Here is a 16,003-nt window from a genome sequence, read left to right on the forward strand (position 1 = left end):
ATGACATCCCCCACACCGGGCGACATGTCGCGCCTGATATTGGGCCCTGTTCGCAACGGCGACAGCATCGTTCGCCTGCGGCCGCCGCGCATGTCGGACTTCGCGCAGTGGCGTGAGATCCGGCTGCGTGACCGCGCCGTCATCGAACCGTACTGGGGCACTTCACCACTGAGCTGGGAGCAGCGGCACACGCCCCGGCACTGGGCGCGGGAGTGCCTGGTCGCCTGGTCCGAGATGCGGGCCGGGCACCGGTACGCCGGGGTCATCGAGGTCGACGGCCGGTTCGCAGGGCAGGCGGAGTGCTTCATCATCGACGCGGCCTCGGCGACAGCGGAATCCGGTGGCTGGATCGACGCGCGGTGGGCAGGCCGCGGGGTCATGGCGCAGGTGGGCGTGCTGCTGCACGACTACATGTTCAGCACCCGCGGTGTCACCCGGGTGCTGGCACCCGTCTCATCGGACAACCGACCCGCCCTCCGTTGTGTGCGTGGCCTCGGCTACCGCCACCAAGCCACCATGGCACTGGCCTACGACGCCGGTGGGGCGCCCCGGGATCACACCTTGTCGGCGATCACCCCCGCCGACCTCGCGGCGCAGGACCTCCCCGCCCTCCTCCCGGCCGAATCAGCCTCGGTCCCAGCCGGTTCCAGCTCTGGCGGTGTGTCGCCCGCAGTAGTCGCGCTCGCCGCCGCCAGGCTGGTCGCTTGGGCCGCCCGCGAGCATCTGCGACGCTACGTGCCCGCCGAACCCGTGTCCCTGGTGGTCGCCGATCACCCGGATGCCGCGGTGCGCACCCTTGCCCGCACGGATCGATCGGACTGGCGACGTGCCGCGACAGCCCACCGCACGCGGATCACGGTGGCGGTCGGGCCCGCCGAATGGGAACGCCGGCACCGCCGGGCCGGGTGGTACCGCGCGCGGTGGTACACCCGATTCGGTCTCCGGTCACCGATGGGACTACACCTGGTGCTGCACGTGAACAATTGCTACGCAGGCGAATTCCAACTGTCCGAATCCCTGCTGCCGGGTCAGGCCACCAGCCTGTTCACCTGGGCCGACCCCGATCTCGCCGATACCGAACTCTGGGCCGCGGCGCTGCGCGCGGTCACCGAGTACGGGTTCACCGAGCTCGGGCTGCGGCGGATAGCGGCCGAGATTCCGGTCGGCGACACTGTCACCTCCGCTGTGGTTGCCGCCGCCGGCTTCGTGCACGAAGGTGTCCTGACCGACCATCGTGGCCCCACCGGGCTGTACACCGACCACGGTTTGTGGGGGCTCACCTGATGCGCAGTTTCGAACGCAGTACCGCGATCCAGGCTCGCCTGCACGACCTGATTCCGGGCGGCGCGCACACCTACGCCCGTGGCGCCGACCAGTACCCGGAGCAGATGGCACCGATCCTGGTGCGCGGCAAGGGCGCTCGCGTCTGGGATGTCGACGGCAACGAGTTCGTCGAGTACGGGATGGGGTTGCGATCGGTCACCCTGGGCCACGGCTACGAGCCGGTAGTCCGTGCGGCCACCCTCGCCGTCGCCGACGGCATGAGCTTCTCGCGGCCCACCGAACTCGAACTACGTGCCGCACAGGACTTCCTGGACCTCGTGCCGGGCGCCGACATGGTGAAATTCGCGAAGAACGGCTCCGACGCCACCAGCGCGGCGGTGCGGCTGGCCAGGGCCGTGACCGGCCGGACCACGATCGCCGTCTGCGATCAGCCGTTCTTCTCCGTCGACGACTGGTTCATCGGCACCACCGACATGGCGGGCGGGATCCCCACTGTCGACACCGTGAAGTTCGCCTACAACGATCTCGAAGCACTCGCGGCGACACTCGCGGGCGACACCGTCGCCGCCGTCTTCCTCGAGGCCGCGACAGCCATGGCCGAGCCGCTGCCCGGATACCTGGAAGGTGTTCGCGCGCTGTGTGATCGGCACGGCACGCTGCTGGTGTTCGACGAGATGATCACCGGCTTCCGCTGGGCGGCCGGTGGTGCGCAGGCTGTCTACGGTGTGACACCGGACCTGTCGTGCTGGGGCAAGGCGATGGGCAACGGATTCCCGATTTCCGCGCTCGCGGGCAAACGCGAGTACATGGAGCGCGGCGGCCTGCGCACCGACCACGACCGGGTCTTCCTGCTGTCCACCACGCACGGACCCGAGACCGCGTCGCTGGCCGCGTTCCGCGCCGTCGTGCACGCCTACCGCACCGAGGACCCCATCACCCGGATGGAGCAGGCGGGCCGGGAACTCGCCGACGGGGTGAATTCGGTCGCCGAGGGGCTCGGCATCGCGGAGTATCTCCAGGTGCGTGGCAGGCCGTCGTGCCTGATCTTCCGCACCCTGGACACCGAAGGCCTACCGTCGCAAGCCTTTCGGACACTGTTTCTGCAGGAACTGCTCGAGCACGGCGTCCTCGGCCAGTCGTTCGTCACCTCGGCCGCCCACGACGCCGACGCGATCGCCGCCACGATCGCCGCGTGCGCGGCGGCGGCCCCGGTGTATCGCCGCGCGCTCGAGCGCGGCGCCGTCGACGGGCTGCTGCGCGGCCGCCCCGTCGCCCCCGCTCTGCGTCGCACCGCGGCGCCCCGACAGATCGAAGCGAGCACCTACCGATGACCCATGTCGCCCTCGTGCACGAACGTTTCACCGAGTTCGGTGGATCCGAGGCGGTGGTCGGCCAGTTCGTCGAAACCTGGCCCGACGCCGAGGTTTTCGCGCCGATCGTCGCGCCGGGCGGGCTTCGCGAACCGGTCCGCACCGTCCACGACAGCTGGCTCAGCCGGGCACACACCCTCACCGGCGGCAGGCACGCACCACTGCTGCCGCTGGTACCGCGCGCATTCCGGCGCATGCCGTTGCGTGACTTCGATGTCGTGGTCGTCAGCCATCACGCCTTCGCCACCCAGGCCACGCTGGCCACCGACGCGCCGGTCGTGGCGTACGTGCACAGCCCGGCCCGGTGGGCGTGGGATCGCGAATTCCGCCTGCAGGAGGCAGGCGGCCGCGCTGGCCAGCTCGCGCTCGGCGCGCTGGGTGCCCTGGCCCGGCGCGGTGAACTGCGCGCCGCGCCGCGGCTGACGCACGTCGTCGCCAACTCCCACGCGGTGGCCCAGCGGGTCACCGACTGGTGGGGCCTGCCCGCCTCGGTGGTCAACCCGCCGGTGCAGGTCGCCCGGTTCACCCCCGATCCGAGCGTGGCCCGCGAGGACTTCTTCCTCTGCGCGGGCAGACTGGTGCCCTACAAGCGCGCCGACCTGGCGATTCGCGCGGCACAGCGCGCGGGCGTTCGCCTGGTCGTTCTCGGAGAGGGACGCTTCCGCGCCCAGCTCGAGGCGATCGCAGGTCCGGAGACGACCTTCCTCGGCGCCACCTCCGCCGAGCAGCTGCAGGACATGTACCGGCGCTGCCAGGCACTGCTCATGCCCGGCATCGAGGACTTCGGCATCGTCCCCGTCGAGGCGATGGCGTGCGGCGCGCCCGTGCTGGCCGTCGGCGCCGGCGGTGCGCTCGACACGATCCGTCCCGGCGTCACCGGTGAGTACGTGCCCGCCGGTTCCGATGACGACGTCGTGGCGGCGCTGGCCACGGTGATGCGCGACTTCCGTTCGGCGAGCTACGATCCGGCGAAGATCCGCGACCACGCGGGCAGCTTCGCGCCCGAGGTGTTCCGCGCCAGGATGGCCGCCGTCGTCGACGACGTGCTCGCGGACCGATAGCGGCAAGTTGTCCGAAACTCACAGTTACTGAAATTAACTGTCACACACACCCTTTGACCTGCGACGACAGGTGACCATTCCCACACGGCGACCGGGCGCCACGAGCTTGCCCAGCAAGGTTACTGACGAGTACGGTAAAGGCCAGCCGGGACGACGAGGTGCCCGGTTTCTCTCCAGCCATCTGCTGCTGGACTTCAACCGTTGATGCCCGCATCCACCGCCGCATGCCGGATCACTGTTGCACGACACCGTGTTTCGAGAATTTTCAGGAGGGGCGATGGTTTCCTACATCGTGACAGGCGGTACCGGGTTTCTGGGTCGGCGAGTGGTGCGGGGGCTGCTCGCAGCCGACCCCACCGCGATCGTGCACGTGCTCGTGCGCGCCGAGTCGCTGGCGAAGTTCACCGCGCTGACCGCGCAGCATCCCGACGGCGATCGGGTGTTCGCGCTGGTCGGCGATCTGACCGCCGACGGTCTCGGCTTGGGTGACGAGCCGCCGCGCGCGGACCACGTGCTGCATCTGGGCGCCGTCTACGACATGACCGCCGACGAGGAGACCGCGCACGCGGCCAATGTCGCGGGCACCCGCTCGGTGATCGAGCTGGCGCGCAGGCTCGATGCCGTGCTGCACCACGTGTCCTCGGTGGCGGTGGCCGGTGATCATCGTGGCAAGTTCTTCGAGGAGGATTTCGACCTCGGCCAGAACCTGACCTCGCCGTATCACCGCACCAAGTTCGCCGCCGAGAAGCTGGTCCGCGAGGCGACCGACGTGCGCTGGCGGGTGTATCGCCCGGCGATCGTAGTCGGCGATTCGCGCACCGGCGAGATGGACAAGATCGACGGCCCCTACTACTTCTTCCAGGCGATCGCCGCGCTGTCGGCGCTGCCCGCCGAGTTGCCGCTGCCGCTGCCCGATCTGGGCGCGACCAATGTTGTCCCGGTCGACTATGTCGCCGAGGCGATGGTGCGGCTGGTGCGCCGCGACGGACTGGACGGGCGCACATTCCACCTGGTCAACCCGGAGCCGCAGCCCTTCGGCGACATCTATCGCGCCCTCGCGACCGCGGCGGGCGGCCCTGCGGGCATCGGCACCGTGCCGGGTAGCGCTCGCGCGCTCAACGGCCTCGGCCATGTTCCCGGCGCGCATGCGGTGCGCGACTTCCTGTTCGAGCAGGCGGGCATTCCGGCGGCGGTCGCCCCGCATGTCGGTTTCACCGCCGAGTTCGTCGCGGACTCCACCCAGGCCCAGTTGCCCGGGCTGACCGTGCCCGCCTTCGACACCTACGCCCAGCGGCTGTGGGATTTCTGGCGCGCCAACCTGGATCCGCATCGTGGTCGTCCCGCCGCCGACGCCGACCGGCTCTCGGGCCGGATCGTGCTCATCACCGGTGCGTCCTCGGGGATCGGTCTGGCCACCGCCCACGCGGTCGCCCGGCGTGGCGCGACCGTGCTCATGGTGGCTCGCGGCGTCGAAGACCTCACCGCCGCAGCGGAATCCGTGCGCGCCGACGGCGGCACCGCGTTCTCCTACCCGTGCGACATCACCGACGCGACGGCTGTGGACGCCCTGGTAGGGCAGCTGCTGACCGAGCACGGTCACGTCGACTACCTGATCAACAACGCGGGTCGGTCGATCCGCCGGTCGGTCGCCAACTCGGTGGATCGCATGCACGATTTCGAGCGCACCATGGCGGTGAACTACTTCGGCGCCGTGCGGCTGATCCTGGCACTGCTGCCCTCGATGCGTGAGCGGCATTTCGGCCACATCGTCAACATCTCCTCGATCGCGGTCCAGACCAAGGTGCCCCGGTTCGCCGCCTACGCCGCCAGCAAGTCGGCGCTGGACAACTTCAGCGATATCGCCGCGGTCGAAAACCGTGGCGCCGGTGTCACTTTCACCTCCATCCGGATGCCGCTGGTACGCACGCCGATGATCGCGCCCACCGATCTCTACCGCGCCCTGCCGCTGCCCGACCCCGAGCGCGCCGCCGACATCGTGGTCCGCGCCCTGCTCGAACGTCCCGACCGCATCGACACCCCCGTCGGCACCTTCTCCCAGGCCGTGGAGATGTTCCTGCCCTCACTCAAGCGCACGATCATGCACACCGGCTACCGGCTGTTCGGTGAATCGACCGCGGCGCAGGGCAAGTCGGTCCCGGCGCCGGTGTCCGCCGAGGCCGAGTCGACCGAGCCCGCCGAGCCGAGCCGCAACGCACTCACCGTGCTGGCTCCGGTTCTCACCCCGCTGATGGTGATGCCGGGCCCGGCTGCCCGCATGAGCCGGATGCTGCCCGGCGTGCACTGGTAGTCCCCGGACGCCACGATCGACGGGCCGGTCACGACGCTGTCGTGACCGGCCCGTTGTTCGTCACCGCAGGTGCGTGCGCGCCCAGGCGGCGAGGGTGGTCGGTGTCGTGGTGCGGATCGAACGCTCGTCCTCGGCAACGAATCCCGAGCTCGAGCCCTTCGACATGCCCACGATGCCGTCGATCTGCGCCGCGCCGAGACCGGCGGAGCGCAGGGCGGCCCGCAGCTCGTCGTCGGTGATCCGCACGGCGGTGACGTCGCGGCCGATCTCCGCGCTCAGGATCTCGGCGACGTCGACGAAGGTCAGATCCTCCGGTCCGTGCACGGCCTGCACGACTCGCCCCGACCACGCACCGGACAGCAGCCGGGCCGCGGCCACCTCACCGATGTCGCGCGGGTCGACCCACGGCATGGCGTGGTCGAGCGGCCACGGCGTGGACAGCGTTCCCGACCTGATCTCGTCGAGCTGGGTGAGCAGATTGGTGAAGAAGTAGCTGCACCGCAGATGCAGCACGTTCGCACCGGTCGCGTCCAGCAGTTCCTCGGTCTGCGCCAATCCGTCGATCTCCCCTGCCCCGGAACGCTTCTCGGCCCCGATACTGCTGAGGAACACCGTAGCCTCGATGCCGTTCTCGGTCACCGCTCGCGCCGCCGACTCCCCCATCCGCGCGTACCCGGCCACCGGATCACCGTCGATCAGTGCGGGTGGATCGACCCAGAACAACCGATCCGCGCCCCGGGTGGCCGCCACCACCGCCGCCGGATCACCCTGGTCGACCTGGACCACCTCGACGCACTCCCGCGTGGCCGGATCCAGCCGCGCGGGGTTGCGCATCAACACCGTAGGCCGGACCCCCGCCTGCACCAGCAGCCGGACCACGCGCGAGCCCACATGCCCGAGCGGTGTGGTGACGACAGTCCTCTTCTCGTGTGCACTCTGTTCCATACCCGGACGTTACGACCGATCGCGGTCAGTCTCCGGCCGCAATGGCAGGTGCATGGTCGGCGAGTGCGCGCGGATCAACGAGCGGTGGCCGTGGTCAGCGATGCACCGGCCCGCCAGGTCTCACCCGCGGCGATGAGCGGGCGGGTCGCCCGGAGTTCGCGCGGTCTGCCCATGGCGACGGCCCCGACGGGGCGACCGTCACGCAGTGCCACCGCGAGGAAGTCCTTGGCATCGAGGTCACCGTCGACGACCAGGTCGTCGTGGGGGTGGACCCAGCCCGCGAACTGCAGCGAGACTCCGTGCTGATCGGTCCAGCCCCACGGGACTTCCGCGACCGCGGCCGGGTGGCCGAGGATGGACATGGCGGCCGCCGCGCCGGCTGTCATGGCCGAGTTCCAGTGCTGGCCACGTTCGAATTCGCCACGGAGCGGGTGGAATCCGGTGGTGGCGTCACCGGCGGCGAAGACGCCGGGGGCCGAGGTGCGGTAGTGCTGGTCGACGATGATGCCGTCGTTCACCGCTATGCCGGCGGCCTCGGCCAGAGTGGTCTCGGGAACCGAGCCGATGGCGACCAGCGCCGCGGCCGCCGACCAGGTTCGCCCGTCGGCGGTGGTGGCCGTGACGCCGTCGCTGGTGTCGACGAGTTGAGTTGTCGCGACGTTGTTCTCGACCACCACACCGTGCTCCACATGGATGCGGTGCACCAGCTCCGACACTGCCGCAGGCACCACCCGATCCAGCAGCGCCGGACCGGCGTTGAGCACCGTCACCTGCGCGCCGAGCCCGCGGGCGGTGGCCGCCACCTCGCAGCCGATCAGCCCACCGCCGACGATCAGCAGCGAACCACCGTCGACGACGGCCGCGCGGAGTGCGCTGATGTCGGCACGGGTGCGCAGTGTGTGCACCCGCGCCGACGCGGTGCCGATGGACCGGGCGCGCGCACCGGTGGCCAGCAGCAGGCTGTCGTAGCCGAGCACCTCACCGGTGCCCAATCGCACTGTCGCACGGTCGGTGTCGACGGCTGCCACGCCGAAGGCCGGGCGCAGATCGATCCGGTTGTCGGTCCAGAACTTCACCGGCTTGAGCAGGGCGCGATCGAACGACCCGGCGCCGGACAGGAGTTCCTTGGACACCGCGGGCCGGCGGTACGGCAGGTCCGGTTCGGCGCCGACGAGGACGATCTCGCCGTCGTACCCCTCGCGCCGCAGCGTCTGGGCCGCGGTGGCACCGGCGACACCGGTGCCGGCGATCACGATCCTGGCGCTCATCCGCGGCTCACCTCGAGCATCTCGAAGTCGGCCTTGGCGGCGCCGCAGTCCGGGCACGACCAGTCGTCGGGGATGTCGTCCCAGCGGGTGCCCGGCTCGATGCCGTCCTCGGGCCAGCCCTGCGCCTCATCGTATTCGAATCCGCACTGCACGCAACGGAACAGCTTGTAGTCGTTCATCGCGAGACCTCGTCGCTCAGCTGGAAATCGAGCTTCTCGCGGACTCCGCAGTCGGGGCAGCACCAGTCGTCGGGAATCGCCGACCACGCCGTGCCCGCGGGGAAACCCTCACGGGGAGCACCGGTTTGCTCGTCGTAGCGGTAGTCGCACACGGGACAGATGTAGGCAGCCATCAGCGCGCTCCGTACTTCGCCAGGACCTTGTCCCGCTTGGCGGGCTGGATGTTCACGCGGGTGATGTCGCCGTCGTAGTGCGCGAGCACACGCGGGTCCATCACCTTGCGCCACAGCGGCGTCAGGTAGGCCAGGCCGATCAAGCTGGCGTAGCCGCTGGGCAGTTCGGGCGCGCCGTCCATGTGCCGCAGCGTCTGATAGCGGCGGGTCGGGTTGGCGTGGTGATCGCTGTGCCGTTGCAGGTGGTAGAGGAAGATATTGGTGACGATGTGGTCGGAGTTCCAGCTGTGCTCGGGGGTGCAGCGCTCGTAGCGACCCGAGGCGGTCTTCTGCCGGAGCAGACCGTAGTGCTCGAGATAGTTCACCGTCTCCAGCAGCGAGAACCCGTAGACCGCCTGGATCAGCAGGAACGGCAGGATCACCGGACCGAACACCGCGACCAGCACCGCCCACAGCACCACCGTCATCAGCCACGCGTTGAGCACATCGTTGTGAATCGTGAACGGCCCCTTGCCGAGTCGCTCGAGGCGAGTGCGCTCGAGCTCCCACGCCGAGATCAGGCTGCCCCACACGCTGCGCGGCAGGAAGGTCCAGAACGACTCACCGAAGCGGGCACTGGCCGGATCCTCCGGAGTGGACACCCGCACGTGGTGTCCGCGATTGTGCTCGATGTAGAAGTGGCCGTACCCGGTCTGGGCGAGGGTGATCTTCGACAGCCAGCGCTCCAGCTCGTCCTTCTTGTGGCCGAGTTCGTGCGCGGTATTGATACCGATGCCGCCCATCGCGCCGATGGTGAAGGCCAGGCCGATCTTCGACAGGACGCCGAGGCCACCGTCGATGCCGAGCCAGGACAGGTTGTCGGCCGACCACAGGTAGCAGGCGAAGACCAGGCTCACCAGCTGCAGCGGGATGTAGGCATAGGTGCAGTACCGGTAGTAGCGGTCGTTCTCGAGCAGTTCCATCACCTCCTCCGGCGGGTTCTTGCCGTCGGGGCCGAAGAAGCGATCCAGGATCGGCAGCAGCACGTACACCAGCAGCGGCCCCAGCCACCACCAGACCGGCGCGACCGACTGCCAGCCCAGCTGATTGAAGGCCCACACGAAGGCCGAGGCCAGCAGCGCGGAACTAGGCGCGACCAGGCCGAACAGCCACAGGTAGCGCTTGGGATCGCGCCAGTGCAGGACTGCCGCCGACCCTTCGTGGTCGATGCGAGATGTCGTCATGTCGTTCTCCTGATCGCCGAGACACTAGCTCGGTCATTGCCGTGTCCGTTTACAACATAGCGTGATGTGTTCTCAGTGAATACACTCTTTAAGAGAATGTCAATGAAGAAGCAGAACTGGTAGCACATGTACGATGGTCGGGTGGTCGAATCGCCGAACTTCCAAGCCGAGATGCGTCAGCTGTTGCGCGACCGCATGCTCGATGCCGCCCGCACGATGGTCGTCACCGAGGGGTGGGGTGCGGTCAACATGTCGCGCGTGGCCAAGGAAGTCGGCATCAGCAGGCCCGTCCTCTACAAGGAGATCGGCACCAAGCAGGCGCTCGCGGACGCGCTGATCGAGCGTGAGCTCGGCATCTACCTGGCCGGGATCGCCGAGACGCTGGCCGAGTATCCGGCGGACATGATCGCGGGCATGACCGCGGCCGCGGACTACGCCCTGCGCAACGCGGGCGACAACACCCTGATCAAGGCCGTGCTCTCGGCGCGCAGCGAGGGTGACACCGCGCTGCTGCCCGCCCTGATGAGCGACCCGGAACCGGTTCTCGGCCGCGCGGTCGCCGCGCTGACCGGCACCGTGCGCGAGCTGCACCTGCTCGCGGAATTGTCCGACGAGGAACTCACCTCGGTCGTCGAGATCATGGTCCGGCTGACCCTGAGCCATCTCTTCCAGCCGACCGGGAGCGTGGACCGCGCGGTGGCGCAGATCGGGCGCGTGCTGTCCGGCGTACTGCCCGCCGCCTGACGACGGCGGGCAGCGGGCTCACAGCCGCGCATTCACCTGCCCGGACGCGTTCGCGAACGCCCAGCTGTAGGCGCCGTGCGCGGTCGGGAACACCCCGCCCGCGCACACCGGATCGCCTGCGGTGCAATAGTTCGCGGTGCGATCGGCGTACAACGGCGCGACCGTGCCGCCGACGAGCCGCAGCGGGTCGCCGAACAGCAGTACCGCGACGACCCGGGACGACATCTCGGGCGGCAGCACATACATTCCCGGCAGGAGCATCATCGCAGGCGAGCCGAGGACGCCGTGGGTCACCGCCGCGCCCTGCGAGTAGCCGACGAGCACGAACCGCTGGTCGGGGCAGGCGGCGGCCCGCGCGAGCAGGTGCCCGGTCATCGCCCTGGTGCCGTCGGAGACCGAGGAGGGAACCAGCAGGTCCGCCGGGTACTCGACACGGTGGGCGGAGGTGTCGACCGGTAGCTGCGCGCTGAGGACCGCGTAGAGCGGGTCGCCCACCACCGCGCCCAGATAGCCGGGTTCGTTTGTGCCGCGGGCGACCACGACATCGAGCGTGGCACAACTGTGCGCCCACGCTGTCAGCCCGGGGGACATCGCTGTCCCGATTCCCGCGGCCAGTAGCAACACCGACAGCGCTCGCGCTGTATGTCCTGCGACGTTACGAATTACCTTCCGGTTGATCATGGCATCCACCCACTCACGCCGTTGTGAGAATAAAGAGAGAGCGATCACCGTCCACCGCAACGGTATTCGGCGTGCTCAAGGGTGGAATACCCGCTGACCTGCATCGACTCGACCCGAACTCGGCATCTCTTACGCCACGGTCAGGTCTCGGATCGCCTGCGGCACAAGGCCGCCGACGCGATCAGTGCTTCTTGGGCTTTTTCTTCTTCTTGGGCTTGTCGTGGTCGGGCTCCCATTCGTAGCCGGGAACGCCGCGCTCGCAGTAGGAGTTCTCGACCAGGACATCGCCCTGGTCGCGTTCGCACCAGCGCTCGCTGCGCGAGCAGGAGGTGGCGCCCAGACCGGCGGCGACCGCGAGGACGAGCACGGCGGCACCGGTGCGGGTTCGGACGTTCATGGCTTCCCCAAGTCTCTCTCGAAATGAAACACCGCTGGTCAGGGCATTTTCCAACACTTACCCCCGGCCACCGACGCACCAATGCTACGTTCCGTGGCATGCCGAGCACTGTGCCAGAACACACTGACGATTTCATCCCCGACGCGATTGTGGTCGGAGCCGGCCTCGCCGGCCTGGTCGCCACCCATGAACTGGTGCTGGCCGGACGCAAGGTCCTGGTGGTCGACCAGGAGAACCGCGCCAATCTCGGCGGGCAGGCGTTCTGGTCGCTGGGCGGTCTGTTCTTCGTCGACAGCCCCGAGCAGCGCAGGCTCGGCATCAAGGACTCCTACGAACTGGCACTGCAGGATTGGCTCGGCTCGGCCGGTTTCGACCGCGAGGACGAGGACCGGATGGCGCGTCAGTGGGCGCAGGCCTACGTCCGCTTCGCGACCGAGGAGAAGCGGGACTACCTGCACGCCTTGGGCTTACGCGTCACTCCCCTGGTCGGCTGGGCCGAGCGTGGCGGCGGGCTCGCCGACGGGCACGGCAACTCGGTGCCCCGGTTCCACCTCACCTGGGGTACCGGACCCGAAGTGCTCCGGGTCTTCCTCGAACCCGTCCTGGTCGGTGAGGCACGCGGGTTGGTGCGCTTCGCGTTCCGGCACCGGGTCGACGAGCTGATCGTCGACGACGGCGCCGTCACCGGGATCCGCGGCAGCGTCCTCGCGCCGAGCGAGACCGAGCGCGGCGTCGCCTCCAACCGGGATGTGGTGGGCGAGTTCACCTTCCACGCGCCGTCGGTGCTGGTGAGTTCGGGCGGCATCGGGCACGCGCACGAGCTGATCCGGCGCAACTGGCCCACCGAACGCCTCGGCCCCTGCCCGGAGACGATGATCTCGGGCGTCCCGGCCTATGTCGACGGCCGGATGCTCGGCATTTCCGAGCAGGCGGGCGCCGCCCTGGTGAACCGCGACCGGATGTGGCACTACACCGAGGGCATCAACAACTGGGATCCGATCTGGCCCGATCACGCCATCCGGATCATTCCGGGTCCGTCGTCGCTGTGGTTCGACGCGAACGGAAACCGCATGCCCGCACCGTGTTTCCCCGGTTTCGACACCAACGAGACCATGCGCCGGATCCTGTCGACCGGGTACGACTACTCGTGGTTCGTGCTGAACCAGACGATCATCGAGAAGGAGTTCGCACTGTCGGGGTCGGAGCAGAATCCCGACATCACCGGCAAGGATCTCAAGCTCACGCTGCGCAGCCGGGTGGCCAAGGGCGCGCCGGGCCCGGTGGAGGCGTTCAAGCAGCACGGCGTGGACTTCGTCGTCGCCGATTCGCTCGTCGACCTGGTCGACGGGATGAACAAGATCGCGCGCGGTCCGCAGCTGGACGCCGCGGAGCTGGAACGCCAGATCGTGGCCAGGGACCGAGAGGTCACCAATCCCTACACCAAGGACGCGCAGATCGCCGCGATCACCAACGCGCGCAAGTACTTCGGTGACAAGGCGGGCCGGGTCGTCAAACCGCATCGCATTCTCGACCCCGCCCAGGGCCCGCTCATCGCGGTGCGGCTCAACATCCTGACCCGAAAGACGCTGGGCGGCTTGCAGACCGATCTCGACTCGCAGGTGCTGCGCCCCGACGGCTCGGCCTTCCCCGGTCTCTTCGCCGCCGGTGAGGTCGCCGGTTTCGGCGGTGGCGGCGTGCACGGCTACAACGCGCTGGAGGGCACGTTCCTCGGCGGCTGCATCTTCTCCGGTCGCGCGGCGGGCCGCGCGATGGCCAAGCACCGCGCGGCAGACTGAGTGATCTAGAGGGGGCGGCCGTGCCTGGGGGCCAAGGCGCGCGCCGCTTCCTTGGCCACCTCGGCCAGCGCCCGTGCCAGCCGGGCGGTGTCGAGTGCGCTGCGGTCGCCGTTCACGGTGCCCGACAGCGAGATCGCGGCCAGCGCGACGCCACGGCCGCGGATCGGCACCGCCACGCAGCCGACACCGGGCATCGATTCCTCGGTGTCGACGGCGACGCCCTGCCGGTTGCGGATGCGGGCGAGCTCGCGATGCAGTTCGGCGCGATCGACGATCGTGCGGGCCGTACGCGGAGTGGCGTTGCCGCGCAGCGAGCCCTCGGCGATGCCCGGTTCGAGGGTCGCCAGCAAGGCTTTGCCGAGTGCGGTGCAGTGCGCGGGCAGTCGGCCGCCGACGCGGGTCGGGATGGCGACCTGGCTGCGTCCGCCCGCGCGGTCGAGGAACAGCACGTCACGGCCGTCGAGGACGGCGAGGTGGCCGATCAGGCCGGTGCGCTGGCTGAGGTCGTAGAGCAGCGGCCCGACCGCCTCCCGCAGTTCGTTGTGCTCGGCGGCCAGACCGCCCAGTTCGAGCACCCGCAGGCCGAGGCGGTAGCCGCCGGGAGTGTGCGCGAGCCAGCGCAATCGGATCATCTGGTCGAGGATGCGGTGCACGGTCGAGCGCGGTAGCCCGGTGCGTTCGGCCAGGCCGAGCAGGGTGAGGGTGGGGGTGGTCGAATCGAACGCGTCGAGGATCAGCGTCATCCGCTCGATCATCGACGTCGGCGGCGCCCCGGCGGCCCGACCCGATCCGGTCCACAGGTCCTCCGGCGCCGGCTCGGTCACGATCTCGACCGTCATTGATCCAACCTCCACAGTGTGTAGCGGATACAGACTAGAGCCGTCTGCTCCGCTTATGCACCATTTCGCTGGACCATCCGGTTCACCAGGCGATTTCGTGACCACACCGACCACTGCCGGTCACACCGCAGCGCGACCGACCGCTGTCACCGGCAGCGGCTGCCGCACGATCGGCGGGGCCGCGGGCGCCAGTACCGTGGCAATCTCACCGACGGCGCGGGCAGGCGCGGAGCCGGGATCGGTGTGGACGAAGGGCGCACCGCGATCACCTGCCGCACAGACCGCTGGATCGAACGGGATCCGGCCGATGACCGGGCAGTGGGTGTCGAGCCGGGTGCTCAACGCGCGGCTCACCGTGGTAGCGCCGCCCGCGCCGAACAAGGTGTGCCTGGTGCCGTCGGGACTGTCGTACCAGGACATGTTCTCGATGATGCCCGCCACCCGCTGACCGGTCTGCGCCGCGACCGCACCCGCCCGTTCGGCGATGCGCGCAGCGGTGCGCTGCGGGGTGGTGACCACGACGAGTTCTGCCGCAGGCAACAGCTGAGCCAGCGAGATCGCGATGTCGCCGGTGCCGGGTGGCATGTCGATCAGCAGGATGTCGAGCTCACCCCAGTAGACGTCGTGGACGAACTGCTGCAGGGCACGATGCAGCATCGGCCCGCGCCACACGACCGGCTCGTTGCCTTCGGCGAACATCCCGATCGAGATGACCCGCACACCGAAGGCACTGGGCGGCATGATCATTCGCTCCACGAGTGTCGGCCCGGTGGTGATGCCGAGCATCGCCGGGACCGAGTGTCCGTGCACGTCGGCGTCCATGATGCCGACGCGCAATCCACGGCGGGCCAGTGCGACCGCCAGATTGACCGTGACACTGGACTTTCCGACACCGCCCTTGCCCGAGACCACGCAGTAGACGCGGGTCGAGCCGGCGAGCGTGGGCACCGTCTCGGTTTCCGGGCCGCGCAGCTGCCGAGTCAGCTCTCGGCGCTGTTGCTCACTCATCACGCCGAAATCTATATCGACACCGGTGACGCCGGGAACCGCTGTCACGGCGGTACGAACGTCCTCGCTGATCTTCGCTCGCAGCGGGCACCCTGTGACGGTGAGCAGGATTCGCACCACGACCTGGCCGCGCGCGTCGAGGGTGACGGCGTCGACCATGTTCAGCTCGGTGATCGGGCGGCCGATCTCGGGGTCGTAAACACCGGACAGTGCGGTTTCAACCTGCGCTGCGGTCACGTCCATGGTCTTCCCTTCATCGAGACATGCTGGCGCGCACCATCTCCGCGCGTTCTACGACTTTCACGCGCGCCCGGCCTTCTGGCTCACCCAGGGCACGCTCGTGGGCGTCGAGGCGATACCAGCCTTCCCAGGTGGTGAAGGCGATCCCGTTGCCGGTGAGGAATTCCAGCACCGCGTCGGGGTGGGGTCTGGCAGCAGGCACGAGATGGGGACGATCGTCGAGCAGGCACGCGACAGTCTCGTTGGCATCGCCCTTGGTGTGGCCGATCAGGCCGACCGGTCCACGTTTGATCCAGCCGGTGACATAGACACCGGGAAGGTAGCGGGTGCTGCCGTCGGCTGCCGGGTCGTCGAGCACCCTGCCTGCTTCGTTGGGGATCGTGGCGCTCCGGTCGTCGAAGGGGAGCTCGGCGATGTCCCCGGATCGGTAGCCGACGGCGCGGTAGATCGCCTGCACGTCCCACTGCTTGAACTCGCCGGTGCCCTT

General features: G+C 69.0%; 15 protein-coding genes and 1 pseudogene. 6 read left to right on the forward strand and 10 right to left on the reverse strand.

Features of this window, described 5'->3' with window-relative positions; all coding sequences use genetic code 11:
* From IEY60_RS32235 to IEY60_RS32250, 4 genes are all read left to right on the forward strand, one after another.
* The gene (locus IEY60_RS32235) at nt 1-1,284 is read left to right on the forward strand and encodes a GNAT family N-acetyltransferase (protein ID WP_189034301.1); all 1,284 of its coding nucleotides are present in this window, start codon (nt 1-3) and stop codon (nt 1,282-1,284) included.
* Nucleotides 1,284-2,615, forward strand: a complete 1,332-nt coding sequence (locus IEY60_RS32240) for a glutamate-1-semialdehyde 2,1-aminomutase (protein WP_189034302.1) — start codon at nt 1,284-1,286, stop codon at nt 2,613-2,615. The genes IEY60_RS32235 and IEY60_RS32240 overlap by 1 nt, the downstream gene beginning before the upstream one ends.
* Nucleotides 2,612-3,715, forward strand: coding sequence for a glycosyltransferase (locus tag IEY60_RS32245; RefSeq protein WP_189034303.1), 1,104 nt, complete (start codon nt 2,612-2,614; stop codon nt 3,713-3,715). The genes IEY60_RS32240 and IEY60_RS32245 overlap by 4 nt, the downstream gene beginning before the upstream one ends.
* 277 nt (nt 3,716-3,992) lie before the next feature.
* Entirely contained in the window at nt 3,993-6,023 is a 2,031-nt protein-coding gene (locus IEY60_RS32250) for an SDR family oxidoreductase (RefSeq protein ID WP_189034304.1), read from the forward strand.
* Nucleotides 6,024-6,083: 60 nt separating this feature from the next.
* On the opposite strand, the gene IEY60_RS32255 is transcribed toward IEY60_RS32250, so the two are convergent.
* From IEY60_RS32255 to IEY60_RS32275, 5 genes are all read right to left on the reverse strand, one after another.
* The gene (locus IEY60_RS32255) at nt 6,084-6,968 is read right to left on the reverse strand and encodes an NmrA family NAD(P)-binding protein (protein WP_189034305.1); all 885 of its coding nucleotides are present in this window, start codon (nt 6,966-6,968) and stop codon (nt 6,084-6,086) included.
* Nucleotides 6,969-7,042: 74 nt separating this feature from the next.
* On the reverse strand, nt 7,043-8,236 hold the full coding sequence (locus IEY60_RS32260) for an NAD(P)/FAD-dependent oxidoreductase (RefSeq protein WP_189034306.1): 1,194 nt from the start codon (nt 8,234-8,236) through the stop codon (nt 7,043-7,045).
* Entirely contained in the window at nt 8,233-8,415 is a 183-nt protein-coding gene (locus tag IEY60_RS32265) for a rubredoxin (RefSeq protein ID WP_189034307.1), read from the reverse strand. Before IEY60_RS32265 ends, IEY60_RS32260 begins: the two co-directional genes overlap by 4 nt.
* The gene (locus IEY60_RS32270) at nt 8,412-8,588 is read right to left on the reverse strand and encodes a rubredoxin (RefSeq protein WP_189034308.1); all 177 of its coding nucleotides are present in this window, start codon (nt 8,586-8,588) and stop codon (nt 8,412-8,414) included. The genes IEY60_RS32265 and IEY60_RS32270 overlap by 4 nt, the downstream gene beginning before the upstream one ends.
* Nucleotides 8,588-9,811 carry an alkane 1-monooxygenase gene (locus IEY60_RS32275; protein ID WP_189034309.1) on the reverse strand — a complete coding sequence of 408 codons (1,224 nt, stop codon included), beginning with the start codon at nt 9,809-9,811 and terminating at the stop codon, nt 8,588-8,590. Before IEY60_RS32275 ends, IEY60_RS32270 begins: the two co-directional genes overlap by 1 nt.
* 141 nt (nt 9,812-9,952) lie before the next feature.
* On the opposite strand from IEY60_RS32275, the gene IEY60_RS32280 reads away from it, so the two are divergent.
* A complete protein-coding gene (locus IEY60_RS32280) occupies nt 9,953-10,555 on the forward strand; it encodes a TetR/AcrR family transcriptional regulator (protein ID WP_189034310.1) in 603 nt (200 codons plus the stop codon).
* 18 nt (nt 10,556-10,573) lie between these two features.
* Here IEY60_RS32280 and IEY60_RS32285 read toward each other — a convergent pair whose 3' ends face one another.
* The gene (locus IEY60_RS32285) at nt 10,574-11,146 is read right to left on the reverse strand and encodes a cutinase family protein (protein WP_189034311.1); all 573 of its coding nucleotides are present in this window, start codon (nt 11,144-11,146) and stop codon (nt 10,574-10,576) included.
* A gap of 271 nt (nt 11,147-11,417) precedes the next feature.
* A complete protein-coding gene (locus IEY60_RS32290) occupies nt 11,418-11,633 on the reverse strand; it encodes a hypothetical protein (RefSeq protein WP_189034312.1) in 216 nt (71 codons plus the stop codon).
* Nucleotides 11,634-11,731: 98 nt separating this feature from the next.
* Between IEY60_RS32290 and IEY60_RS32295 the strand changes: the two genes are divergently transcribed.
* Nucleotides 11,732-13,429, forward strand: a complete 1,698-nt coding sequence (locus IEY60_RS32295) for an FAD-binding dehydrogenase (protein ID WP_189034313.1) — start codon at nt 11,732-11,734, stop codon at nt 13,427-13,429.
* Nucleotides 13,430-13,434: 5 nt separating this feature from the next.
* Here the strand turns inward: IEY60_RS32295 and IEY60_RS32300 are convergent, their stop codons facing one another.
* The 3 genes and pseudogenes from IEY60_RS32300 to IEY60_RS32310 all read right to left on the reverse strand — a co-directional run.
* Nucleotides 13,435-14,268, reverse strand: a complete 834-nt coding sequence (locus tag IEY60_RS32300; protein WP_189034314.1) for an IclR family transcriptional regulator — start codon at nt 14,266-14,268, stop codon at nt 13,435-13,437.
* Between the two features lie 120 nt (nt 14,269-14,388).
* Entirely contained in the window at nt 14,389-15,519 is a 1,131-nt protein-coding gene (locus IEY60_RS32305) for an Mrp/NBP35 family ATP-binding protein (RefSeq protein WP_189034315.1), read from the reverse strand.
* A 10-nt stretch (nt 15,520-15,529) separates the two neighbouring features.
* Nucleotides 15,530-16,003: pseudogene (locus IEY60_RS32310) on the reverse strand (pyridine nucleotide-disulfide oxidoreductase); the annotation flags it as partial.

Origin of the sequence: Nocardia rhizosphaerihabitans (assembly GCF_014646295.1) — a bacterium.
Classification (GTDB): Bacteria; Actinomycetota; Actinomycetes; order Mycobacteriales; family Mycobacteriaceae; genus Nocardia; species Nocardia rhizosphaerihabitans.